We start from the raw sequence: 21,551 nt of genomic DNA, 5'->3' as shown, positions 1-21,551 counted from the left end.
AGCGAGACGTGGAAGGATAGTTCCGTGGAGATTCTGAGCAGCCGAACGATATTGCGCCCCGCTGACTACGAGCTGACGCTGAGCTTTTACCGGGACACGCTCGGGCTGGCTGTCGCCCGTGAATATCCCGGCGGCACAGTGTTCTTCGCCGGCCAGGGCTTGATCGAGATCGCCGCGCACGGCGGCACCGGCAACGGTGGGTTCCGTGGCGCGATCTGGCTGCAGGTTCGCGATCTCACCGCCGCCCAGACGGAACTGGTACTCGTCGGAGTCAAGATTGCCCGGGAGGCCCGTCAGGAACCGTGGGGTCTGCACGAAATGTGGATCGCCGATCCCGATGGGACGCCGATCGTCATGGTGCAGATCCCGGAGGATCATCCGATCCGGCGCGATTCCCGAACACCGCAGTAGCGCACCGACGGCCGCACCGACAATGCCCGCCACGGTTTCCGTGGCGGGCATTGTCGGTGAACCGGGTATCAGATGCGGGTGCTGAGTGCCTGTGCGATCTGATCGGTCTGGGCCTGGCCTTCGAGCAGCTGACGCACCAGCCACAGGCGCAGTACCTTCGCGACGGACGCGGCGATGAACATCGCCGCCCCGATGACCGTCAATGCCAGGAACGCGATCGCCAGAATCTGGTACGACGCGATGTTCCGCAGATCCGATTCGGTGAGCGAGGAAATGTAGAGCACAAACGCGCCGACCACACCCACCACCATCAGGATCAGGCCACCGAACAGTGTTTTGGCGTCGCCACCGGACTGGCCCTTGTCGAGCCCCAGCTCCGCAATGTTCTTCTTGAACTCGCCACGGCGATCTTGCGCAACAGTAGTCATCGTCATCCTCCTAGATAACTGGTAGAAAGTTCTTCTTCGATCTCATGCGGGTCACCGACCCGAGTAACGCGACCCTGCAACATCAACGCCGCCGACGTCGCGATCGGCAACACCGCCCGCGCGAACTGCTCCGCGACGAGGATGGAAATACCTTCCGCGGCAAGTGAACCCACCACGTCGTACATCTGCGAGACGATTCGAGGGGCCAAACCCATCGACAACTCGTCGAGCAGCAGCACCGTCGGATGAGTTCCCAGCGCCCGCGAGAGCGCGAGCATCTGCTGCTCACCGCCCGACATCGACCCCGCCAACTGAGCCCGCCGCTCCCCCAGAATCGGGAAACGTGTGTACGCAACCTCTTCGAGGTCCGCGAGCGAGGCTCCGGTTCCGGTGGCGATCCACAGGTTCTCCCGCACCGACAGGTTCGCGAAGATCCCGCGCCCTTCCGGGATGGAGCACACACCCAACCGGGCCAGCTCCGACGCTTCGACGCCGTTGACGACGCGTCCGGCGAGCTTGAACTCACCGCGCGTGACCGGCAGGACACCGGAGCACACTTTCAGGGTAGACGTTTTTCCGCCGCCGTTCGGGCCGAGCAAGGCCACCACCGCGCCGGGCTCGAGCACGAGGTCCACTCCGTGCAGAACCTCGATGGAGCCGTAACCGGCACGCACACCCGATAATTCGAGCAACGGCTCCGGGCGGGCAGCGTCGGCGGCTGCCGGATCGATCGTTGCTGCGGTCATACTGCTTCCTCCTCGGTGCCGATGTACGCGGCGATCACTTCGGGATCGGTGCGGATCTTCTCCGGATCACCCGAAGCCAACACGGCTCCGTAATCGAGCACGTGAATCGTCGAGCACACCTTCATGACCAACGGAATGTCGTGCTCCACCAAACAGATTCCGAGGCCCCCGGCCGCGAGGTCGGTGAGCATCTGCGCGAACACCTCGGTTTCCTGCTCCGTCTGACCCGACGCCGGCTCGTCCAGAAGCAGGATCCGCGGATTGGTCATCAACGCGCGCGCAACCTCGACGACGCGGGCGCGGCCGGTGGGGATGTCGGAGACATCTTTGCCCGCCACGTCCGTCAGGCCGGTCACCTCGAGCAGTCGATCCGTTTCGGCGTCGACGTCGATCTTGTTGCCGCTGTTCGCTTTGTGGATATCTCCGGCGACCCGCAGATTGTCGCGCACCGACAGGGAGACGAACAACTCCAGCCGCTGGAACGTGCGCGCCAAACCTTTGTTGGCCCGCTTGTGCGGCGCTAGCTTCGTCACGTCCACACCATCGAGGAACACCTGCCCCGACGTCGGTTTCTGCAGTCCGGTGATGGTATTGAACAGGGTGGTCTTCCCGGCACCGTTCGGGCCGATCAACCCCGTCACCGTTCCCGGAGCCACCGACAGCGAGACGTCCTTGACGGCGACATGACCACCGAAACGAACCGTGACGCCACGAGTTTCGAGCAAAGGCGACTCAGACATGGGCGGCCAACTCCTTTTCGGACTTGCTCAGATCGATACCGAGTTCGCGGTCGATCTCGTCGCGGACCTCGTCGCTGTACGGGACGTCGACCCCGACCTCTTCGGGAACCAGCGTCTTCTTCGCCGCCAACTCTTCCGCAGTGAGAACCGCTGCCGGCATCACCATTTCACCGATCACCGGCAGCATGAACACCACCGCGATGGTGATGGATGCAAACCACCAGTTCCCGAGCACCCCGGTCAGGGCGAGCAGATATGTCACCGCGATCACGGCGCCGCCGCCGTAGAGGACCGGCTTCGCGTTCATCAAACGCCGGTAGCCTTCGACGATCTGGTGGATGGTGCCACTGGGGTTCGCGCCGACACCGATACCGATCAACGCCGGGCTGACGGCGGCGATGTTGCCGAAGAGCAGCCACATGCCTTCGAGTTCGGGCTGCGCGGAGGCGAGATTGGTGAACGAGACCATGATGACGGCAAAACCGATACCCGCCATCAAACCACCGAACAACGCGCCACTGACGTAGCCGATTCCGGCGACGACGGTGAGCATCAGCAGCGACAGCGAAACCATGATCGCGAAACTCTCCCCCGAAACCGAACCCATCGCACTCGACATCAAGATGCCACCCAATCCGGCGATGCCGGAGGAGATCATGAACACGCTGAGCTTGAGGCGGACCAACGATTGGCCGAGCATCGCCGAACCGGCGGGGCTGTCCTTCATCGCCGCGAGACGACGGCCGTAACCGCTGTTACGCAACGCGATCACCCCGACGCCGAGCACCGAGAACAGTGCGGTCACGGTCATCAGGAACACGGTGTCGTTGCTCAGATCGAGCGGGCCGACCTTGAGCGGCGGGATCGCGATATTGCCGTCCTTGAACAGCGAATACCGGATGCCGAACATCTCGTGTTCGGTGGTATCACGCAACACCATGTTCGAGAGGAACACTCCGAACGCCATCGTCGCGAGCGCCAGATACAACCCGCGCAGACGCAACGCCGGCAGCGCGACGATTCCGCCGATGACGGCGGTGACGAGAACACCGACGACGATGCCCCACAGGTTCAGATGCGCCGCCAAACCACTGCCGGAAATACCGAAATGGAACGCGACGATCGTGGCGATGGCTCCGAAAGAGACCGGCGCCAAGTTCAATTCACCGGCATACCCCGTGAGCAGCGTGAGCGAGAGGGCGATGATCGCGAACGTCATACCGATCGTCAACGTCGTGATCGCCGAGGTGACCATCAGCAGACGCAGCAGGTACACGATGACGATGAGCGCGATACCCCAGATGACGGCCTTGCGAACCGTCGGCACGTGATACCGCTCGCGGGTACGGGTCACAGCGCCGCGCAGACGATCCTGCGGCAACACGATCAACACCACGAACAGCGCGATCATCGGCAGGGAGACACGGAAATTCGACGTCCACGACCAGCTCGTCGGGAAGTACGCCAACACGTACGTCCCCGCCAAACCGAGAACTACAGCGCCGACGAACGTGCGGGGAATGCTGCGCAACCGGCCGAACATCGCCGCAGCGAACGCGTCGATCACCAACAGCGTCAACATGTTCGCCTCGAGAGTGCCACCGCTGATCGGAGTGATCAAAATACCGGCCAACACCGCCAACGTCGACCCCATCGCCCACGACAACGCCGCCAGACGCTCCGGGTTGTGACCGTTGAGGCGCAACAAATCCGGATCGTCGACCACACCGCGCATCGCGACACCGGCACGAGTTTTGGTGAACAGGATTCGCAAGCCCACCGCGATAGCGATGGCAACGAAGATGCAGATCAACTCGTGATAGCGGATAGTGGCGCCGAACACCGTGATCTTGGACTGATCGCCGAAGAACATCTGCATGGTGCGCGCCGTCTCCGGATGCCAGAACCAATGCGAGATCGACAGCATACCCAGCAGAATCGACACCGTGACAACAATTTTGGTGACCTCCGCGGTATCGCGCAGACCCTTCATCACGAGCACATACAAGCCCAACCCCATCAAGGGGCCGACCACAACCAAAGAAATCAACAGCGCAACGACGGTCGGGAGTTCCCAGCCGTACCGCAACTGCCAGTAGATGAACGCGCCCAGCATCGCCTGAGCGCCGTGCGCGAAATTGAAAATGCCGGACGTGTTGTACGTGAGCACCAACCCGGAAGCGGCGATCGCATACACCGACCCCAGGACCAAACCCAGAATCGTGAAAGTGACAAAAGTGTTCATAACTGAACCCTCGTTAGGGGAGGAAAGGTGGCGCACTGCGCGTACACGCGGAGCGCGCCACCTTCCCTCGAGTCGATCAGGACTGCGGCTTGATCACATTCGCGTTCTGGTACTTCGTGGAGATGCGATCGGCACCCAGTTCGGTGCCCCACGTGCTCTTGTCGGTCGCGACCATGTACTTCGGGTCGCACTTGAACTCTCCGGCCGTCGTCGGGAAAGCCTGCGAGTAGTCGGCGCCCGACAGCGAGACCATCAGACCGCACGTAGCGGGCATGTTCTTGCCCGGATCGGTGACGGCATGCAATCCGCCGCCATCCCACTCGTGGATGCTCGAGAGCTCGTTGACCATGCACTGACGCGTCAGATCACTGCCGCACTCATCCGCTGCGGTGGCCCAGAGCAGGAACGACGACGCAGCCTGCATACCGAGGAGGGCGGTCTTGCCCCCCTGCTCGCTGACCAGGTCGGAGTACTGCTTCACAGCCGGAACCTTGTCGGCGTTCTCGAGCATCTGGAACGTCATACCGGCGCTGAGGTTGTCGAGCAGTCCGGTGTCCTTGTTCCACGTCGAAACGGTCTCGCCGTACCAGGTGGCTTCACCGAAGAAGATCGGATCGATCCCGACCTGATCGAGAGCCTTGATGAAGTTGAACTCCGCCGGAACCGCCGAACGAGACGTCCACAATCCCTTGACGCCGCATTCCTTGTACTTCTCGGCGAACGGGACGTAGCTGGATTCGCCCTCGTAGTTGAGGGTCACGCCGCAATCCTTGAGCTTGAAGCCCGCAGCCTCGGCAATCGATCGAATCTTGGTGGTGGAGGTGATGATCGTCGGCATCGTGCTGTTGACGACGTCGAATTCGTTCACCAGATCCGGATGCATCTCAGCCATCTGGAACCACTGCGAACCGTTGGCGTAATCGACGGGGAACGGGACACCCTGGAAGGTCATCGGGCCGTTGGCAGCGTCAGGTGACACCGTGAAACCGGGGACGGACACCAAGTTGCACGCCACGCGGGTCTGCTCTGCGGTCTGGTCCATCGCGAAGCCGTAGCCGACCATCATGAACTGGCTGGCGCAGGCTTCCTGCATCACCGAGTTGGCCTGCGTCATCGCTGCGTCGTAGTCGGTGCCGACAACCTTGCGGCCGTTGATGCCGCCCTGATCGTTGCACCAGGAGATGAGGGCGTTGACCGCGTCGCTCATTTCCTTGTTCAGGCCGGGCGACTTCACGTAGCCGCGGTCGTCGCCGAACCCGATCTTGATCTCGGTGTCACTGACACCCTGATCCGTGGCGCCCTTCGCATCGCCGTCGCCGCACGGCGAGGCGAGAGTTCCGAACTTCGCATCGGAACTCTTCGACGCTGCGTCGGCCGTCGCAACGGATGCACCGTTCGACGTCGCCGACGGGTCGTCACCGCGGTCGCCTGCACAGGCAGAGACCAATGCAGCTGTTGCGGCAAGTGCCACCACCAGCTTCGCGGTCTTGTTGGGCTTCACTTCGAGATTCTCCTTCTCACACACGTGCGCTGCCGGACAGCGCGCTCAGTGCCGTAGGTAATCAGCGTTCAAAGGACGACGACTGTGCTTTCCCGGTCAGTGAGACGGAAAAGTGAAACGCAACACAAGAGTTCAGCGCAGTGTCGCTGAACACGCCCTCAGCTGCAGCTGCGCAGTCCACGCGCCCGCCTCTACCGCATCAGCCGGAAGGTCACATCTCGTTGGCTGTACATTTACGCGTTCGATACGCACAATTCACGTTGTGACCGCAGAGCTCGTAATCCTCCTGGTGGTAGTTGTCACCGCCCTCGCGTTCGATTTCACGAACGGATTTCACGACACAGGCAATGCAATGGCCACATCCATTGCCACCGGTGCACTCAAACCGAAGGTCGCGGTCACACTCTCCGCAATCCTGAACCTGGTTGGCGCCTTCCTGTCCGTCGAAGTTGCGGCGACCGTCGCGAAAGGCGTCGTCAACCTCGGCGCCGTCAGCGGACAGGATCTTCTGCTGATCGTTTTCGCCGGTCTGGTCGGCGGCATCATCTGGAACTTGGCGACGTGGTTGCTCGGCCTTCCGTCCAGTTCCTCCCATGCACTGTTCGGCGGACTGATCGGCGCGGCGATCGCCTCCATCGGAATGGGCGGCGTCGAGTGGGGTGGCGTCCTCACCAAGGTTGTCGTCCCGGCTCTCCTCGCCCCGGTGGTGGCAGCGCTGGTCGCCGGCGTCGGCACCAAGCTCGTCTACCGGATCACCGCGTCCGTCAAGGAAGACGAGCGTGAGCGCGGATTCCGTTTCGGCCAGATCGGCACCGCTTCACTGATCTCCCTTGCGCACGGCACCAATGACGCCCAAAAGACAATGGGCGTCATCTTTTTGGCCTTGGTCGCTCACGGATCCATCACCGCCGAGACGGAGATGCCGTTCTGGGTCAAGTTCACGTGTGCCGTCGCTATCGCATTGGGCACCTACCTCGGCGGATGGCGAATCATCCGCACACTGGGCAAGGGACTCGTCGAGATTTCCGCACCGCAGGGACTGGCCGCCGAAGCATCCTCGGCCGCAATCATTCTTACGTCGAGCCACCTCGGACTCCCGCTGTCCACGACCCACGTTGCCACCGGATCCATCCTCGGCACCGGCCTCGGACGCAAGGGCGCCGAAGTTCGCTGGGGCGTCGCCGGACGCATGGGCGCTGCGTGGTTGATCACTCTCCCGTCCGCCGCAATCGTCGGCGCGATCTGTTGGGCAATCGCACATTTCATCGGCGGTCTCGCCGGTGTTCTGGTCGTCTTCGCCGCACTGATTGCCTTCGCAGTCTTCATGTACGTGCGTTCGCGTAAGGAACCCGTCGACGCGGCCAACGTGACCGCTGAGTGGGACGAGAATCAAGCTGTGCCCGTCGCAGATCCGACGCCGACCGCCGAGACCACCCACAACTCCGGAAAGGGGTAGACGAGAATGCATCTCCTCACCGACACTCTCCAATCGCTCTGGCAGGTAGTTGCCGTCGGACTGCTCTTCGGCGCCGGATTGCCCGCAATCTTTGCGCTCGGCCTCAAATCGCTGAGTCTGCAGAACGCCGACGGGACCGACGGACCCACACCGCTCGGCAGGGCCGGAGCGTATCTGTGCTTTGCCGTCGTGCTGATCACGGTCTTCGCTGGAATACTGCTGCTGATGAAGAACTTCCTGGCCAGCACGTTCGGAATCAACGTCTTCTGAGTCGGGCGCCAGGGCGATCCGACTCCACCACCGAAACGAAAAAGAGGCCGAGGATTTGAGCAAGTATTCATTGCGCAGCGTGCTCGACTGGCTGCGGGCGGGATACCCCGAAGGAATCCCGGACAAAGATCATTTTGCGCTGCTCGCCGTATTGCGTCGACGGCTGACCGACGAGGAGATCGAACAGGTCGTCGCGATGTCCATCGAATCCGCGCACGAAGTTCCGGATCGGCACGTCGACTACGACACACTCCGGGCGATCATCGCCGGAATCCTCAACGAGGAATCCTCCGAAGAGGACGTCGAACGTGTGACCGCGCGTCTGCGCGCCGGCGGGTGGCCCGTCACCGACGACACCGAACACGAAGTTCGAGATGTGAGCTGACGTCATGGCCCTTCCGCCCTTCCTCACCTCGATAGTCGGTTGGTTGCGGGCCGGCTATCCCAACGGTGTTCCCGAACAGGACTACATTCCGCTGTTTGCGCTGCTGACGCGTCGACTTTCCGAGACAGAGGTCGACGCGGTTGCCGACGCCTTGATCGAAGACGGTGATCTTCCGATCGAGAAGACCGACATCCAGGTCCTGATCACCAAGATCACCAACGAAATGCCTCTCGAGACCGACGTCGATCGTGTCCGCAGTCATCTTGCGGCCGGCGGTTGGCCGTTGGCCGGACCGGACGTTCGGCGGTGAACACTCTCGAAGCACTGCCCGTCCCGCAGGGTGAGGCTGTGCGCGGCGTTCTGCCGCGGATCGCACGAATACTCGACGGCACAAGCCCCGCTGTTCTTCCGGTCCCGGCCGCTGATCCGCGCGAAACCGCCAGGCTCACCGACGCTCTGCACCCCGGCGAACCCGTCGACGACGGCATTGCCCTGGTCGTGGCTACATCAGGAACCACCGGCACGCCGAAGGGCGCGATGTTGCGCGCCGACGCACTACGCGCGAGCGGTGAGGCCACCCATGAGCACCTCGGCGGGCCAGGATCCTGGCTGCTTGTCCTTCCGCCGCACCACATCGCGGGTATGCAGGTTCTGCTGCGCAGCGCGCTTGCCGGGACCGAACCTGTTGTCGTCGACGTCAGCACAGGTTTTGATCCCGCCTCGCTTCCCGCTGCGATTGCCGCGATGAGCGGCCCGCGAAAGTACACCTCGATGGTCCCGACGCAGTTGATCAAAGTGCTCGCCGATCCCGGCGCCGTCGACGCGCTGGCGTCCCTCGACGCCGTACTGCTCGGCGGAGCCGCAACCCCCGCGCCGGTTCTCGAGCAGGCCACCGCTGCCGGCATCACGGTTGTGCGGACCTATGGCATGAGCGAAACCGCCGGCGGCTGCGTGTACGACGGAATCCCGCTGGCCGAGGCCCGTATTCGCATCGACAACGGTCGGGTTCTGCTGGGCGGGCCGATGCTCGCCTCCGGGTATCGGGGGCTCCCGGATCACGCGGCCTTCGCCGAGCCGGGCTGGTTTCGTACCGACGACGCCGGATCGGTGGTCGACGGTGTACTGCGCATCAGCGGGCGCCTCGACGAAGCGATCTCCACCGGCGGGCTGACCGTGGTGCCGCAGGTGGTCGAAGCCGCCCTCGCTGATCATCCCGCTGTTCGGGAGTGCGCTGTCATCGGCGTCGCCGATCCGCGTCTCGGCCAACGAGTAGTGGTGTGCGTCGTGCCCGAAGGCGCTCCCCCGACGCTCGACGAACTGCGCGCCCATGCTGAGCGGACACTCGATGTGACGGCCGCGCCACGCGAGTTGTTCATCGTGGACGCACTACCCTTGCGCGGTCCCGGCAAGCTCGACCGCGCCGCCCTGGTGGCCAGGTTCAGCTAGCTCCCGCAGGCCGAATGTTCAGCCGCAGCCCGAACTAGCCCTGCGGCTGCAGAATCAGCGCGCGGCGCCGCGCAGGCACGCCCGATCGAAGCGTTCCCGCACCGCACCCGGATTCTCGCTGCGGTACTTCACCATCCCGTCGAACTCGCCCACCACACCGTGTTCTTTCCAGAAGAAATCGACCCTCCCGACAAACCGTCCACCGACGCGGATCTCCTGCTGCAAGGTTGGTGTCGGCCAACCGTCGGCGCGCATGCGAACCCTGCTGACGGACTCCCCTGGGCTCTCGGCACCCGGTTCGATGAACTCGGCCGCGACCCGCGCTCGGCTCATTCCGCGGCGGCCGTGCAATCGTTCGAGCGCGACTGCCACGTCCTCACGTCTCATCCCCCGGCGCATCGCACAGTCACCGATGACCACCGCATTCTCGAACGACGTCGTGCGCGCGATATCGACAAACGTGCGCGCCAGCGATGTTGTTGCCACACCGTCGACAAGCACGATCTCCTCCGGAACCAACGGCGCCGGATGGAGGTGGAAGGTGGCGCGCTTTCGCCCACCTGAACGTCTACTCCGCGTGACATGGACAATATCGAGGCCCACTGCTCCGCAATCGAGACCGTGCATCACTGCCGCGGATACATGGCTGAGGATTGCGCCTGGTCCGCAGGCCGCAGCAGCGGCGAGAGCGGTGTGCCGGTGACCGGCTCGCGCATCGAGTTCGCGGAAAGTAATCCGCCCGCATGTAGATTCCCGCGGCGATTCGGTGCAGCTCGCCGCACTTGACGGCCCGCTGCAACTGCGTGTCGCTGATACCGTCCCGATGGGCCTGTGCCCGCGTGAGAATTCCCATGTGACGAGCGTGCCGCCTCCATCGGCGTTCGTCGGCAACGATTGTTCGGCTGGGGATAACGCTGCCGCTGTGGAGAACGCCATCAGTCTCGAGAACACCGCACACCTGTCACGCTTGCAAGGGTGCGCAAGTTCCATGCAAGGCAAATGCAAGCGCACTCTGTCAGGCTTGATCCCATGAACCACACAGCTTCGCCTCTTGCCATCGAGGCCGAGGGGCTAGTCAAGATGTTCGGCGAGCAACGCGCCGTCGACGGCGTCAGCCTCACCGTGCCCACCGGATCGGTGTTCGGAGTGCTCGGCCCCAACGGCGCGGGCAAGACCACCACCGTTCGCATGCTCGCCACCCTCCTTCGGCCCGACGGTGGTGAGGCCCGCATCTTCGGTCGCGACGTCAGCCGCGAGCCCGTGGCAGTGCGATCCCTGATCGGCGTGACCGGGCAATACGCGTCTGTCGACGAGGACCTGACGGCCACCGAGAACCTGGTGATCTTCTCCCGGCTGCTCGGCCTGAGCCGCAAGGACTCCCGCAAGAAGTCACTCGAACTTCTCGAGGAATTCGACCTCACCGAGGCTGCGGCCAAACCTCTCAAGAACTTCTCCGGCGGTATGCGTCGACGCCTCGACCTCGCGGCCAGCCTGATCGCCCGCCCACCGCTGTTGTTCCTCGACGAACCCACGACCGGCCTCGACCCGCGTACCCGCGCCCAGATGTGGGAGACGATCAGGCGACTGGTTGCCGACGGGTCGACGGTCATGCTGACCACGCAATACCTGGACGAGGCCGATCAGTTGGCCGACCGGATCGCGGTCATCGACCGTGGCCGAGTGATCGCGAACGGCACAGCCGACGAACTCAAGGCGTCAGTAGGCATTTCGTCGTTGCATCTCAAACTTCTCGAGCGCGATCGAACCGACGAGGCCCGATCCGTCATCGCGTCGATGCTCGGTGTCGAGGTGGGTGTCACACCCGAGGTCGGCCGGATCACTGCCCCGCTGAGTGACCCATCCGTAACTGCCGATCTCTTGATCCGGCTGCGGGAGCGGGGTATCGCCGTCGAGGAAATCAACGTGCAGAAACCCAGTCTGGACGAAGTGTTCCTCACCATCACCGGACATCAACCAGAAGACGGTGGCCGCAACGACGCCGATTCCGACAACAATTCCGATCGGATTCCCGCATGACCACTACCCTCACCACTACCAAATCCCCAGTCGCCGATCCCACTTCGGCTCCGCGACGAATCAGTCTCGAGCAGAGTTTCGCAAACACGTTCACGATGGCGTACCGCGGCATTCTCAAGATCAAGCACAATCCCGAGCAACTGTTCGACGTTGTGATTCAGCCGATCATCTTCACGTTGATGTTCACGTACATCTTCGGCGGCGCCATCGCCGGCGACGTCACGGCGTACTTGCCGACGATCATCCCCGGCATCCTCGTCCAGACGGTCATCACCGGTTCCATCGTCACCGGCACTCAGCTTCGTGAAGACATGGACAAGGGTGTGTTCGATCGCTTCAAGTCGTTGCCGATCGCCCGTATCGCTCCCCTGTCCGGCGCCCTGCTCGCCGACGTCGTGCGGTACGGAATCGCCACCACCATCACGTTCATCGTGGGCTTTGCCATGGGATACCGCCCAGCCGGCGGTGCGATCGGCATCCTGTCGGCCGCGATTCTGGTGATGGTGTGCGCGTTCTCGATCAGTTGGATCTTTGCGCTCATGGGCGTGATGATGAACAAAGCGTCTACGGTGCAGGGTGTTTCGATGCTCGTGCTGTTCCCCTTGACGTTCATGTCGAATGCGTTCGTCGATCCTGCCACCATGCCGAGCTGGCTTCAGAAGTTCGTCAACGTCAATCCGGTTTCACAATTGGTGACCGCGGTCCGCGAACTCGCGAACGAAGGACATTTCGGTATCCACGTGGTGTGGTCGCTCGTCGGAGCGGCGGTCATCGTGGCCGTCATGGCACCACTGACGGTACGGATGTACATGCGCAAGACCTGAGCGAGGCGATTACGCCCGCGATCCGCGAAGCGCGTCGAGAACGGCTTCGCGGATTGCGGCGCGCGGGTATCTCGAAACCTTGTTCACCGCGGAAAGCCACTGTTCCTCACCGACAATTTCGCTCGCAAGGGCGGTCAGTCGAGCGTGCTGCAGTGTGGCAAAGTCCTGCCGTCCTCGCATCACGACGGCGAGGGCCAACAGTTCCGTGCCGGGGCCGAGGTTGCCGACGGACAGATCGTAGGCACCGACGGCCGCCGCGACCGACCCTGTCAACGGTAGGTCGGTATATCCGTTGGGATGCAACTTGATCAGACTCGACTCGATCATCCGGTGCGCGTGATCCGTAACCTTCGCCGCCTGCCCGGCCTGTGCGTGTGCGCACACCGCGGCTGCGCTGAGCAGGATGACAAACGGATCACCGTAGATGTTTTCCACCGCGCCGCCGAGCGAATTCAGCGCTTCTCGATACTGGCGCAGGCCGAGTTCGACATTGCCGTCCGCCAAGTCGGCTTCGGCAAGATTGGCCAGTAGCGCTGCCCGACGCTGATGGTTCTCGATTGTCGCGTTGGCGCTGATCTGGGCCACGGCGGGTCGCAGCTCGTCCAGCAACGCGCGTCCGCCGACGGAATCTCCGTTCGCAATCAGTGCGCTGGCTTGAAACCCGATGAGCTGCAATGCCTCGTCGTGGGCGCCGAGTCGTTCACTGGCCGCTACTGCCAGCGCGTAGTACTCGACAGCTTCGCCGTAATTTGTCGATTGACTGTGGATCGAGCCGACGTGTTGAGCGGCCATCGCGACGCCCCACTCGTCTCCGATCTCGCGGGCGTACCGGAGTAGATCCTCGGCATCACGATGCGCACCCCGCACGTCACCGATGTTCTCGCGCAGATTCGACCGGGCGAACAACGCCGCCGTTCGCGTCTCGATGTCAGCGCTACGGACTCCGTCCGCGAGCAACCGCGCGACGCCGTAACCGGACCGCGGGCTGTTCAGCAAGCGGATGAAGAAGACGAAGATCGGCCGCAGATCATCCCGCTCGTGCAGCATCTTTCGGAGACGGACCCGCGCCCGAGCATGTTCGCGACCGAGTTCGCCGAACAGCAGATGCATCGCCACCAATATGAACGTCGTAGCCGCCAAATCGCCCGTGACGCTGCGAAGGTCGTGATCCCGGGTTGCTTCCATTACCTTCGGTGCCCAATTTGATACTTCCGTGTGCGCACCGCGAATCGACCAGAGCATTCCGAGAACCGGAAAGACGCTCGCTGTAGTCGTGGCGTCGCCGCCGTCGACGGCCCATCGCAGGACGGCAAGGAGATTGTCGTGTTCGGCGTCGATCTCACCGACCAGGCGCACCTGATCGGACCGTATCCGCATGCGCGCGTCCTCTGCGATCGCGACGGCCCAGTCATTGAGCCGCAGAACAACTTCCGCTCCTTCGCCGAGCTCGGCTAGTTTCTCCTCGCCGTATTCGCGAACCGTCTCGAGCATGTGATAGCGCAACCCGTTCGGCCCGTCGACAACGGTGAGCAACGACTGGTTGACCAGAGCCTCGATCGCGTCGGCTACGTCGCCCACTCCATCCCACTCCGCGACCGCTCTCGCCGACGCCAACGTGAAACCTGCCGGGAATCGGCACAACCGCGCCAATGCCACTCGATGCTCGGTGCCGAGCAGATTCCAACTCCAGTCGATAACTGCGTGCAGAGTGCGATGGCGAACCGGTGACGTGGGATCACCGGATCGCAGGAGCGCAAAACGATCACTGAGCCGCGCCGAAATTTCCTCGACGCTCATCGTTCGCACGCGAGCGGCAGCGAGTTCGATGGCCAACGGCAAGCCGTCGAGCGTCGCGCACAGCACTCCGACCGCCACCAGATCGAGATGGACGGACGGTCGCACCGCTCTGGCCCGGGCAGCAAACAATTCGACCGCGGATCCGGAATCTCCGTGGATCTCCAACGGAGGCAACGGATAGACGACCTCGGCACTGAGCATGAGCGGTGATCGACTCGTGGCGAGAACTGTCAACAGAGCGCTGGCTGCGATCATCTCGGCAACGATGTCCGCGCAGGCGGCGATCACATGTTCACAGTTGTCGAGTATCAATGTCATCGGTCCGGCCGAAAGCGCTTCGACCAATCGCTCGCGGGCGGAATGAGTTCGCCCTACCGTCAGTCGGCCAGGTGCCAAATCTGCTTCACTGATTCCGAGGGTGCTGCCGATGGCCGCGATCACGTCGTCGCTGCTTCGCAACGATGCCAGTTCGACCAGAGCGACGGACGTGCGCGCCGCGGCCCGCGACCCCAATTCGTGTGCCAGCCGGGTCTTTCCCGCGCCGCCGGGTCCGAGAATCGTCACGACGCGAGACCGTTCGAGGAGTGACTCGAGGTTGTCGATATCGTCTCGGCGGCCGAACATCGCATTGGGCGCCGCACGCAGACCGATCGCCCGGGAACTCCGGACCGGCGTGGCAGCCGCACCGAGCAAGTCCGCATTGAGCGCCACCAGAGCCGGCGACGGATCAACACCCAACCGGTCACCCAAACGCTCGCGATGCACCGCGAACATCTCGAGCGCCTCGCTGACACGATCCGAGCCCGCGAGCGCCCGCATCAGGTTCCCGGCAGCGGCGTCGTCGAAAGGATTGTCGGCGTGGGCTTCACGCGCCAGAGGAAGCGCTTCGGCGAAATCCCCGACTTCGAGAAGGGAGCGCAGTCGCAGCGCGACAAGCTCGTCGCGCAGGCCCTGAGCACGCTCCGCCAACTGCTCCCCCGCCGGCCCGACTACATCCGCGCCGGGGCTCCCCCGCCAGAGACTCAGGGCTTCAGTGACTCTCGTCAGCACATCGCGCGGGTGGACGTCAGTCCTACGAAATGCTCGAACCTCGTCTTCCGCTCGCGCAAGATCAACCTGATTCCGCGCCACCGTGAGTCGGTAGCCGGCCGACGTCACTTCGAGCGCGCCTTCGGGAAGCGCGGATCGCAGCCGGGATACCTGCGTGTGTAAAGCATTGGCCGGTGAGCGTGGCGGCTCCGACCCCCAGATGTCGGAAATCAGGCTCTGGGGCGAACACGGATGCCCGGGATCGAGCGCCAACGCGGTGAGCAGGGCGCGAGCCCGCGGGCCCGGCACTCCAACCCACTCATCTGCCGCCCTGATTGCTACAGGGCCGAGCAGGGCTATGCCAGTCACGTCTCGAGTCTTGTCCTGATCCACCGCGTTCGATCGTATTGCACAGTGCAAAGATCGTTGCATGGCTACAGCTGCTCAATGGATCGAAGGCGCGAGACCGCGCACCCTCCCGAATGCTATTGCCCCGGTGCTGGTCGGCACCGGAGCAGCGGCGTCACTGGATCATGCAGTGTGGTGGAAGGCGCTCCTCGCGCTGATCGTTGCCCTGGCTTTGATCGTCGGGGTGAACTTCGCGAACGATTATTCCGACGGAATTCGCGGCACGGACGACGATCGCGTCGGTCCGATTCGCCTGGTCGGATCGAAGATTGTCAGCCCTGGCACCGTCAAGGCCGCAGCCATCGGTTGCTTCTCGGTGGCGGCTGTCGCCGGATTTGTCCTGGCCGCAACGACGGCCTGGTGGCTGGTCGCGGTGGGCGTGTTCTGCATTATCGGCGCTTGGTACTACACCGGCGGCAAGAAGCCGTACGGGTACAGCGGATTCGGTGAGATCGCCGTATTTGTGTTCTTCGGTCTGGTTGCGGTTCTGGGAACTCAGTTCGTGCAGGCAGAGCGCGTTGATCTGGCCGGACTTGCCGGCGCGGTTGCCGTTGGTTCCTTCTCGAGCGCAGTTCTCGTGGCCAACAACTTGCGAGACATCCCGACGGACACCGAATCCGGGAAGATCACTCTCGCCGTGCGACTCGGAGACGCAAAAACCCGCACGTTGCACATCGTCTTGCTGGCTGTCCCGTTCATCGCAACACTGCTACTGATTCTGCGAACGCCGTGGGCGCTGCTCGGACTGCTTGCGTTGCCACTTGCAGTCCGAGCCAACGCACCCCTGCGCTCGGGCGGTCAGGGTATGGCCCTCATCCCGGCCCTGCGCGACACCGGACTCGCAATGCTTGTCTGGGGTGCCACGACGGCAGTTGCGCTCAGCCTGGCTTGATCAGCGATTCTCGGGCACAAACGCGCTGAGCACGAAGTTCACGATCGAGATGATCAGTGCGCCCCACACAGCAGTCCAGAATCCGTCGACGGTCAGGCCGGCGTCCAGTGACGTCGAGATCCAGGCCGTCAACATCAGCATGAGCGCGTTGATGACCAGCGTGAACAACCCGAGAGTGAGAATCAGCAGCGGGAGGGACAGTAGCTTCAGCAACGGCTTGATGAAGGCGTTGACGACGGTGAAGATCAGCGCAATTATGGCGATGACCAGGATGTTTCCCCAGGTGTCGTCTTGATTGCTGTCGATGGTGATTCCGGTGACCCACATGGAGGCGAGCCAGATAGCTATTCCGTTGACTATGAGACGTGCCAGAAATGTCATATCTGAATGCTGGCACACGACCCCGTCATGTCGTGGTGTCTAGGCCGCTCGAGTCATCGCCGATTCCAATCGGCTACGAATCTCGGGGATGCTGACCTGCGCTTCGAGCGCCCCGCGTGTCGGACCGTCGGCGACACGCAGGATCCCGAGGAGGATGTGCTCGGCTCCGATGTGGTCGCTCTTGTGCGCAACAGCTTCCCGCAGTGACAGTTCGAGAACTTTCTTCGAATTCTTGTCGAATCGTGGGCGCGGGAAGGCGAATCTGCCACGACGCGAACCGATTCCGGCGGGCACGGCGGCGTCGTCGAGCGCGCCTTCCCCGAATGACCGCTCCAGACTCTCCCGAACTGCGGCCAGATCGATGCCGATCGACGCCAGTACGTCGGCGTCTTGATCAAGGTCGTTGGGCGGCGGAGTCTCGCTGCGAACGGATTCCGCCGTGACACCGGCTTCGGTCAAGGTCGCAGTGGCGATACCTCGATCAGTCGTCAGCAACGACGCCAACAACTCCTGGGGCGTCACGTGGTCGACGCCGGCGACTGCGTCGACGACAACCGCACGAGCGTCTGCGGTAAACCTCTCGAACATTTCCCTACCTGCCTTTGCCTCGAGGCGACTCTGCGCCTGCATGCTTCTTGTGGACGGCCTGACGGCTCACCTCGAGAGTCTCGGCAATTGCCTGCCACGACCATCCCTGCTTGCGCGCGTTGGCAACCTGGATGGCTTCGAGTCGTTCGAGGAGTCGTCGCAGCGCCCGCACGGCCCGCAATCCCTCGGCTGGGTCAGGACTGCCGGCGGCGGTGGCGAGTGAGGTCGCTTCGGTCATGTTGTCAATATAGGTTGACAAAAGACGGACGTCAACCGAAGTTGACAAATGTGCGCGACGGGCAGGGCAGATCAGTAACTCGCCACGGCACCGTCCACCGCACGCTGCAGATCACCCTGGACAATGCGGGCAATGTCCATCGGCTTCCCGCCGAGGTCTACTACCGGAGTCCCGATGAAAACCCGAGCACTCGTGACGTGACCCGCCTCCGGCCCGTAGCTGATGCCGACCGACAGAAGCGCAGGCGAACATCCCAATTTCTCTGCACGCGAGACGATGTGGCCGATTCCACTGTTGACGTGCTGCAGCGTCCGAGGATCCGCGGTATTGCACGTCCCCTCGGGAAAAATCGCCAGAGAGTCACCGTCTTTCAGTCTCTCCGCCGCGACGTCCATCATCACGCGACCCGCGTCCGACACCGCGCGCAAACCGTGATTCTTACTGCGGAACACCGGAATACTGCCCATCATGTCGACCTTCTTGCGCTGGGCCGGATCAACGAAAAGCTCATCCTTGGCCAGTACGCGAGTCCGCCCGATCACCCGCCGCAGCGGCGTGCGCCACGCCGTCGCCGCAAGCGTGAATTGGTCACTCTCCGTGAGGTGATTGACAGCGATGACCAGTTGCGCCCCGCGCTCGAGTAGCGCTTTCAACGCCGCCTCCGCGCCGGGCGCATAGGTAACTCGGGGACGATACTTCAGTGCCAAGCCGGCGTACGCGAGCTTCGCCACAAACCGATTCTGCTGATGAACCCGGTAGTACTCGTACACGGCCTCATAGTTGTCGAGCGAAACCTCGGGAGCGTCCATCGCTCAAACGATACACAACCTACGGTTCCGTAGGTTTGGGTCTCGCGACAGGATCGGTGGGAAAAACTCGGCGCTCGAGGTACAACGGTTTCCGTGATCCGCTTGGCCGTCCCCACTGACCTACCGACGCTGCAACTGATCGAAACAGCCGCTGGTGAGCCTTTCCGAGACATCGGAATGGATGCGATCGCCGATGACCCACCACCGACTCTCGAGGAGCTCGCGAAGTACCTCGGAGACGAGCACATCTGGGTGATGACAGACGTCCACAGCACCCTTGTCGCGTATGCCCTTGTCGACATCATCGACGTCGGGGTCCACCTCGAGCAGGTTTCCGTGCACCCCGAGCACTCACGCAGACGCTTCGGGGCGCAGTTGATCGACTCGGTTACCGACTGGGCGACGACCCATCATCACGATCTGGTGACCCTGACTACGTTTGTCGACGTCCCGTGGAACGCGCCGTACTACGAGCGACTCGGCTTCGAGCGCATACCCGAGAGCACGCTCTCCCCTGATCTCATCCGGATCCGCGCGCACGAACAAGCGGCCGGACTGGATTCGTGGCCCAGGATCGCAATGAGCCGGCCCGCACTCAGGCGTCGGCCATCCACGTCGCGGATCGGATGAACTCGTCGAGCACCGCTGTCGGAGTCTCGAGTGAAATACCTTCGGACGCAACCCACTCGTCGTTGTAGTACGTCCCCGAATAGCGTTCCCCACCGTCACAGAGCAGGGTGACGATACTACCGCTGCGTCCTGCCGCCATCATCTCCGCAATCAAGGCGAATGAGCCCCACAGGTTCGTGCCGGTCGAGCCGCCGACCTTGCGTCCCAACGCGTCGCTGGCGTGGCGTGCAGCCGCAATGGAACCGGCGTCTGGCACCTTGATCATCCGATCGACGACCTGACCGACAAACGACGGTTCGACGCGAGGTCGGCCGATGCCTTCGATTCGTGACCCGCGAGTACCGACGACGGTCGGATCTCCGGCCCGCCAGGCGTCGAAGAACACGGAGTGCTCCGGATCGACCACACACAGTCCGGTGTCGAACTTGCCGTAGCGAAGAAAACGGCCGATGGTCGCGCCCGTTCCGCCGGTGCCTGCACCGACGACAACCCACTCCGGAACGGGGTTTTCCTCACGTTCGAGTTGAGTGAAGATCGACGCCGCGATGTTGTTGTTTCCGCGCCAATCCGTCGCGCGTTCGGCATGCGTGAACTGATCCATGTAGTGGCCGCCCAACTCGTGTGCGAGCCGTTGGGATTCGGAGTAGATCGACGACGGGTCGGTGACGAAGTGGCAACGCCCGCCGTGCGCCTCGATCAGGGCGATCTTCGCGGGACTGGTGTGAGCGGGCATCACGGCCACGAATTCGAGCCCCAACAACTTCGCGAAGTACGCCTCACTCACAGCTGTCGAACCGGACGAAGCTTCGATAACGGGCGTGCTTTCGGTAACCCAACCGTTGCAGATGGAATACAGGAACAACGAGCGAGCAAGACGGTGCTTGAGGCTGCCGGTGATGTGCGTCGACTCGTCCTTGAGGTAAAGCTGGACGGGCCAGTGGCTCGGTAGCGGGTACCGCAGGAGGTGGGTGTCGGCGCTGCGCTGAGCGTCAGCTTCGATCAGCCTGACTGCGTTGTCGACCCAACTTCTCGCACTACGGCGCGAGACGTCGACCACCTCCGACGTCACCGCTGGTCACCGCGTAGTTTGGCACGCAAATCGTCGCGATCTTCGCGGCGCTGAGCGTCAACTGCGGCAATGCCGACATTGACGCGTTTACGCAACTTGGCAAACAGCAGCAGCGAGAGTGGAAGTGCTATCAAGACGGCGAACAAGGCAGCTACGAGCAGGGGAACCTCTGCACCGACGGCCTTTCCACCGAACATGATGATGGCACCGATTACGACTACCAGCAGGAGTCGGGCAACCGAGTACAACACCACATCTCTCGCCAATTGACCCTTCGTGACAACCCCACCAGAGGCAATTGCTTGCCCAGAGTTAACGGGCTCCGACTTGGTCAAGTCAGGCTTAGAAGGATGGTTTTCCGGACTTTCAGACAACTTACTCACACTGCAAGGTTACCTACTCGGAGCGGCTAAAATAATCGGCCCGCTTTATCCGGTTTGTCCTTTACTTTTTCTTTACCTAAATATTAAGGATCGACTAACTGGGCAACTCTGTGCAAACATTGCGCTACCAATCCAAAAAAGGTCGAACGTGAGCAGCGGCCGCCGAAACAAACTCGGCGTAGGTTTTGAGCTACTGTTTCGAAACACATGTTCGACGCCAAGACGGAGGAACATCAGATGAGCGCACCAACATACAACGTAGCCGCAGACGCACTCATGACACCCGGCCAGGTCGCGGCTCTGTTTCACGTAGATCCCAAGACAGTCACACGCTGGGCTCACGCCGGCCGACTGGGATCACTTCGCACTCCGGGCGGACACCGTCGCTTCCGCGAGACCGAGGTCATGCAACTCCTGCGCTCATTGACCACCGAAGCCAACTGAAATACCGGAGCTAGCGCTCTACCCGAATGCTCTACCCAACTACAGCACGGCGCACCCAGCCGCACCCACGTCCCAGGGATTCTGGTGATCCAGACCCGAGACTGAGTAGGCTCTTCCTTGTACTTGAAGGAGGTGCGCCGTGCTGTATCTGTTGGCGTTAGTAGGTTTGGTGACATTGGTCGTCCTGATGTGGAAAGCATTCGGACCGTCCCCCGCTTCCCGGATTCCAGGTGGCGGCGTGAAGGGGCCCGACGACGATCCTGAGTTCCTGTGGAACGTAAATCAGCAAACTCGACGCAAGCAGCAGGGCGGCCCGGACGGCGCTCCGACTGATTCGTCGCAGTAGGTTCCGTCGTCGCAGTAGGTTCCGTCGTCACGTAGGTCCCGTCCGTTG

26 protein-coding genes are annotated in these 21,551 nt (G+C 62.5%); 12 read left to right on the top strand and 14 right to left on the bottom strand.

The window, feature by feature from the left end; translation table 11 throughout:
- Positions 1-24 precede the first annotated feature (24 nt).
- Positions 25-411 (top strand): VOC family protein, encoded by a 387-nt coding sequence (locus ACFRFQ_RS03705; RefSeq protein ID WP_378653190.1) that lies wholly within the window; start codon positions 25-27, stop codon positions 409-411.
- A 68-nt stretch (positions 412-479) separates the two neighbouring features.
- On the opposite strand, the gene ACFRFQ_RS03700 is transcribed toward ACFRFQ_RS03705, so the two are convergent.
- The 5 genes from ACFRFQ_RS03700 to ACFRFQ_RS03680 form a co-directional block, all read right to left on the bottom strand.
- Complete coding sequence (locus ACFRFQ_RS03700) at positions 480-839, bottom strand: hypothetical protein (protein WP_378653188.1); 360 nt, start codon at positions 837-839, stop codon at positions 480-482.
- Positions 840-841: 2 nt separating this feature from the next.
- The gene (locus tag ACFRFQ_RS03695) at positions 842-1,585 is read right to left on the bottom strand and encodes an ABC transporter ATP-binding protein (RefSeq protein WP_378653186.1); all 744 of its coding nucleotides are present in this window, start codon (positions 1,583-1,585) and stop codon (positions 842-844) included.
- Positions 1,582-2,325, bottom strand: coding sequence for an ABC transporter ATP-binding protein (locus ACFRFQ_RS03690; protein WP_378653184.1), 744 nt, complete (start codon positions 2,323-2,325; stop codon positions 1,582-1,584). Before ACFRFQ_RS03690 ends, ACFRFQ_RS03695 begins: the two co-directional genes overlap by 4 nt.
- Positions 2,318-4,570 (bottom strand): ABC transporter permease, encoded by a 2,253-nt coding sequence (locus ACFRFQ_RS03685; protein WP_378653182.1) that lies wholly within the window; start codon positions 4,568-4,570, stop codon positions 2,318-2,320. Before ACFRFQ_RS03685 ends, ACFRFQ_RS03690 begins: the two co-directional genes overlap by 8 nt.
- Positions 4,571-4,646: 76 nt before the next feature.
- Positions 4,647-6,071 (bottom strand): ABC transporter substrate-binding protein, encoded by a 1,425-nt coding sequence (locus ACFRFQ_RS03680; RefSeq protein ID WP_378653179.1) that lies wholly within the window; start codon positions 6,069-6,071, stop codon positions 4,647-4,649.
- Between the two features lie 262 nt (positions 6,072-6,333).
- On the opposite strand from ACFRFQ_RS03680, the gene ACFRFQ_RS03675 reads away from it, so the two are divergent.
- From ACFRFQ_RS03675 to menE, 5 genes are read left to right on the top strand one after another with little or no spacing between them, the layout of a single operon-like run.
- On the top strand, positions 6,334-7,527 hold the full coding sequence (locus ACFRFQ_RS03675; RefSeq protein WP_378653176.1) for an anion permease: 1,194 nt from the start codon (positions 6,334-6,336) through the stop codon (positions 7,525-7,527).
- A gap of 6 nt (positions 7,528-7,533) precedes the next feature.
- Positions 7,534-7,797: a hypothetical protein gene (locus ACFRFQ_RS03670; protein WP_378653174.1), complete on the top strand. Its 264-nt coding sequence runs from the start codon at positions 7,534-7,536 to the stop codon at positions 7,795-7,797.
- Positions 7,798-7,852: 55 nt separating this feature from the next.
- Complete coding sequence (locus tag ACFRFQ_RS03665; RefSeq protein ID WP_378653171.1) at positions 7,853-8,182, top strand: DUF3349 domain-containing protein; 330 nt, start codon at positions 7,853-7,855, stop codon at positions 8,180-8,182.
- 4 nt (positions 8,183-8,186) lie between these two features.
- Positions 8,187-8,492: a DUF3349 domain-containing protein gene (locus ACFRFQ_RS03660; protein WP_033235450.1), complete on the top strand. Its 306-nt coding sequence runs from the start codon at positions 8,187-8,189 to the stop codon at positions 8,490-8,492.
- Positions 8,489-9,628, top strand: a complete 1,140-nt coding sequence (gene menE, locus ACFRFQ_RS03655) for an o-succinylbenzoate--CoA ligase (RefSeq protein ID WP_378653168.1) — start codon at positions 8,489-8,491, stop codon at positions 9,626-9,628. The genes ACFRFQ_RS03660 and menE overlap by 4 nt, the downstream gene beginning before the upstream one ends.
- A 54-nt stretch (positions 9,629-9,682) precedes the next feature.
- On the opposite strand, the gene ACFRFQ_RS03650 is transcribed toward menE, so the two are convergent.
- A complete protein-coding gene (locus ACFRFQ_RS03650; protein ID WP_378653164.1) occupies positions 9,683-10,255 on the bottom strand; it encodes a hypothetical protein in 573 nt (190 codons plus the stop codon).
- Positions 10,197-10,481 (bottom strand): type IV toxin-antitoxin system AbiEi family antitoxin domain-containing protein, encoded by a 285-nt coding sequence (locus tag ACFRFQ_RS03645; protein ID WP_378653161.1) that lies wholly within the window; start codon positions 10,479-10,481, stop codon positions 10,197-10,199. Before ACFRFQ_RS03645 ends, ACFRFQ_RS03650 begins: the two co-directional genes overlap by 59 nt.
- A 176-nt stretch (positions 10,482-10,657) precedes the next feature.
- Between ACFRFQ_RS03645 and ACFRFQ_RS03640 the strand changes: the two genes are divergently transcribed.
- Positions 10,658-11,665, top strand: a complete 1,008-nt coding sequence (locus ACFRFQ_RS03640; protein ID WP_378653158.1) for an ATP-binding cassette domain-containing protein — start codon at positions 10,658-10,660, stop codon at positions 11,663-11,665.
- Positions 11,662-12,489 carry an ABC transporter permease gene (locus tag ACFRFQ_RS03635; protein ID WP_378653156.1) on the top strand — a complete coding sequence of 276 codons (828 nt, stop codon included), beginning with the start codon at positions 11,662-11,664 and terminating at the stop codon, positions 12,487-12,489. The genes ACFRFQ_RS03640 and ACFRFQ_RS03635 overlap by 4 nt, the downstream gene beginning before the upstream one ends.
- Before the next feature lie 9 nt (positions 12,490-12,498).
- Here the strand turns inward: ACFRFQ_RS03635 and ACFRFQ_RS03630 are convergent, their stop codons facing one another.
- Positions 12,499-15,684 carry a BTAD domain-containing putative transcriptional regulator gene (locus ACFRFQ_RS03630; RefSeq protein ID WP_378653153.1) on the bottom strand — a complete coding sequence of 1,062 codons (3,186 nt, stop codon included), beginning with the start codon at positions 15,682-15,684 and terminating at the stop codon, positions 12,499-12,501.
- A gap of 61 nt (positions 15,685-15,745) precedes the next feature.
- On the opposite strand from ACFRFQ_RS03630, the gene ACFRFQ_RS03625 reads away from it, so the two are divergent.
- Positions 15,746-16,615 (top strand): 1,4-dihydroxy-2-naphthoate polyprenyltransferase, encoded by an 870-nt coding sequence (locus ACFRFQ_RS03625; RefSeq protein ID WP_378653151.1) that lies wholly within the window; start codon positions 15,746-15,748, stop codon positions 16,613-16,615.
- On the opposite strand, the gene ACFRFQ_RS03620 is transcribed toward ACFRFQ_RS03625, so the two are convergent.
- The 4 genes from ACFRFQ_RS03620 to ACFRFQ_RS03605 form a co-directional block, all read right to left on the bottom strand.
- Entirely contained in the window at positions 16,616-16,996 is a 381-nt protein-coding gene (locus ACFRFQ_RS03620) for a phage holin family protein (protein WP_378653149.1), read from the bottom strand.
- 39 nt (positions 16,997-17,035) lie between these two features.
- Entirely contained in the window at positions 17,036-17,584 is a 549-nt protein-coding gene (locus ACFRFQ_RS03615) for a Clp protease N-terminal domain-containing protein (protein ID WP_378653147.1), read from the bottom strand.
- Positions 17,585-17,588: 4 nt separating this feature from the next.
- Positions 17,589-17,822, bottom strand: coding sequence for an HTH domain-containing protein (locus tag ACFRFQ_RS03610; protein ID WP_138869677.1), 234 nt, complete (start codon positions 17,820-17,822; stop codon positions 17,589-17,591).
- A gap of 71 nt (positions 17,823-17,893) precedes the next feature.
- The gene (locus tag ACFRFQ_RS03605) at positions 17,894-18,631 is read right to left on the bottom strand and encodes a lysophospholipid acyltransferase family protein (protein ID WP_378653144.1); all 738 of its coding nucleotides are present in this window, start codon (positions 18,629-18,631) and stop codon (positions 17,894-17,896) included.
- A 93-nt stretch (positions 18,632-18,724) separates the two neighbouring features.
- On the opposite strand from ACFRFQ_RS03605, the gene ACFRFQ_RS03600 reads away from it, so the two are divergent.
- Positions 18,725-19,261 carry a GNAT family N-acetyltransferase gene (locus tag ACFRFQ_RS03600; RefSeq protein ID WP_378653141.1) on the top strand — a complete coding sequence of 179 codons (537 nt, stop codon included), beginning with the start codon at positions 18,725-18,727 and terminating at the stop codon, positions 19,259-19,261.
- Here ACFRFQ_RS03600 and ACFRFQ_RS03595 read toward each other — a convergent pair.
- A complete protein-coding gene (locus ACFRFQ_RS03595) occupies positions 19,227-20,330 on the bottom strand; it encodes a PLP-dependent cysteine synthase family protein (RefSeq protein ID WP_378653138.1) in 1,104 nt (367 codons plus the stop codon). The genes ACFRFQ_RS03600 and ACFRFQ_RS03595 overlap by 35 nt on opposite strands.
- Complete coding sequence (locus tag ACFRFQ_RS03590; protein WP_378653527.1) at positions 20,327-20,665, bottom strand: DUF4229 domain-containing protein; 339 nt, start codon at positions 20,663-20,665, stop codon at positions 20,327-20,329. The genes ACFRFQ_RS03595 and ACFRFQ_RS03590 overlap by 4 nt, the downstream gene beginning before the upstream one ends.
- Before the next feature lie 285 nt (positions 20,666-20,950).
- Between ACFRFQ_RS03590 and ACFRFQ_RS03585 the strand changes: the two genes are divergently transcribed.
- Positions 20,951-21,157 carry a BldC family transcriptional regulator gene (locus ACFRFQ_RS03585; protein WP_033235774.1) on the top strand — a complete coding sequence of 69 codons (207 nt, stop codon included), beginning with the start codon at positions 20,951-20,953 and terminating at the stop codon, positions 21,155-21,157.
- A 139-nt stretch (positions 21,158-21,296) separates the two neighbouring features.
- A complete protein-coding gene (locus ACFRFQ_RS03580) occupies positions 21,297-21,503 on the top strand; it encodes a hypothetical protein (protein ID WP_378653135.1) in 207 nt (68 codons plus the stop codon).
- Positions 21,504-21,551: the final 48 nt, after the last annotated feature.

This window comes from Rhodococcus sp. NPDC056743, from assembly GCF_042790355.1.
Lineage (GTDB): Bacteria > Actinomycetota > Actinomycetes > Mycobacteriales > Mycobacteriaceae > Rhodococcus_F.
Note: the sequence above shows the minus strand (reverse complement) of the source record. Positions and strands in the feature narration are given on the sequence as shown.

Coding starts and splice junctions, on each gene's coding strand:
- ACFRFQ_RS03700 (WP_378653188.1), bottom strand. CDS start 839: ATGACTACTGTTGCGCAAGATCGCCGTGGCGAGTTCAAGAAGAACATT.
- ACFRFQ_RS03695 (WP_378653186.1), bottom strand. CDS start 1,585: ATGACCGCAGCAACGATCGATCCGGCAGCCGCCGACGCTGCCCGCCCG.
- ACFRFQ_RS03690 (WP_378653184.1), bottom strand. CDS start 2,325: ATGTCTGAGTCGCCTTTGCTCGAAACTCGTGGCGTCACGGTTCGTTTC.
- ACFRFQ_RS03685 (WP_378653182.1), bottom strand. CDS start 4,570: ATGAACACTTTTGTCACTTTCACGATTCTGGGTTTGGTCCTGGGGTCG.
- ACFRFQ_RS03670 (WP_378653174.1), top strand. CDS start 7,534: ATGCATCTCCTCACCGACACTCTCCAATCGCTCTGGCAGGTAGTTGCC.
- ACFRFQ_RS03660 (WP_033235450.1), top strand. CDS start 8,187: ATGGCCCTTCCGCCCTTCCTCACCTCGATAGTCGGTTGGTTGCGGGCC.
- ACFRFQ_RS03650 (WP_378653164.1), bottom strand. CDS start 10,255: ATGCACGGTCTCGATTGCGGAGCAGTGGGCCTCGATATTGTCCATGTC.
- ACFRFQ_RS03645 (WP_378653161.1), bottom strand. CDS start 10,481: ATGGGAATTCTCACGCGGGCACAGGCCCATCGGGACGGTATCAGCGAC.
- ACFRFQ_RS03640 (WP_378653158.1), top strand. CDS start 10,658: ATGAACCACACAGCTTCGCCTCTTGCCATCGAGGCCGAGGGGCTAGTC.
- ACFRFQ_RS03635 (WP_378653156.1), top strand. CDS start 11,662: ATGACCACTACCCTCACCACTACCAAATCCCCAGTCGCCGATCCCACT.
- ACFRFQ_RS03625 (WP_378653151.1), top strand. CDS start 15,746: ATGGCTACAGCTGCTCAATGGATCGAAGGCGCGAGACCGCGCACCCTC.
- ACFRFQ_RS03620 (WP_378653149.1), bottom strand. CDS start 16,996: ATGACATTTCTGGCACGTCTCATAGTCAACGGAATAGCTATCTGGCTC.
- ACFRFQ_RS03615 (WP_378653147.1), bottom strand. CDS start 17,584: ATGTTCGAGAGGTTTACCGCAGACGCTCGTGCGGTTGTCGTCGACGCA.
- ACFRFQ_RS03610 (WP_138869677.1), bottom strand. CDS start 17,822: ATGACCGAAGCGACCTCACTCGCCACCGCCGCCGGCAGTCCTGACCCA.
- ACFRFQ_RS03605 (WP_378653144.1), bottom strand. CDS start 18,631: ATGGACGCTCCCGAGGTTTCGCTCGACAACTATGAGGCCGTGTACGAG.
- ACFRFQ_RS03585 (WP_033235774.1), top strand. CDS start 20,951: ATGAGCGCACCAACATACAACGTAGCCGCAGACGCACTCATGACACCC.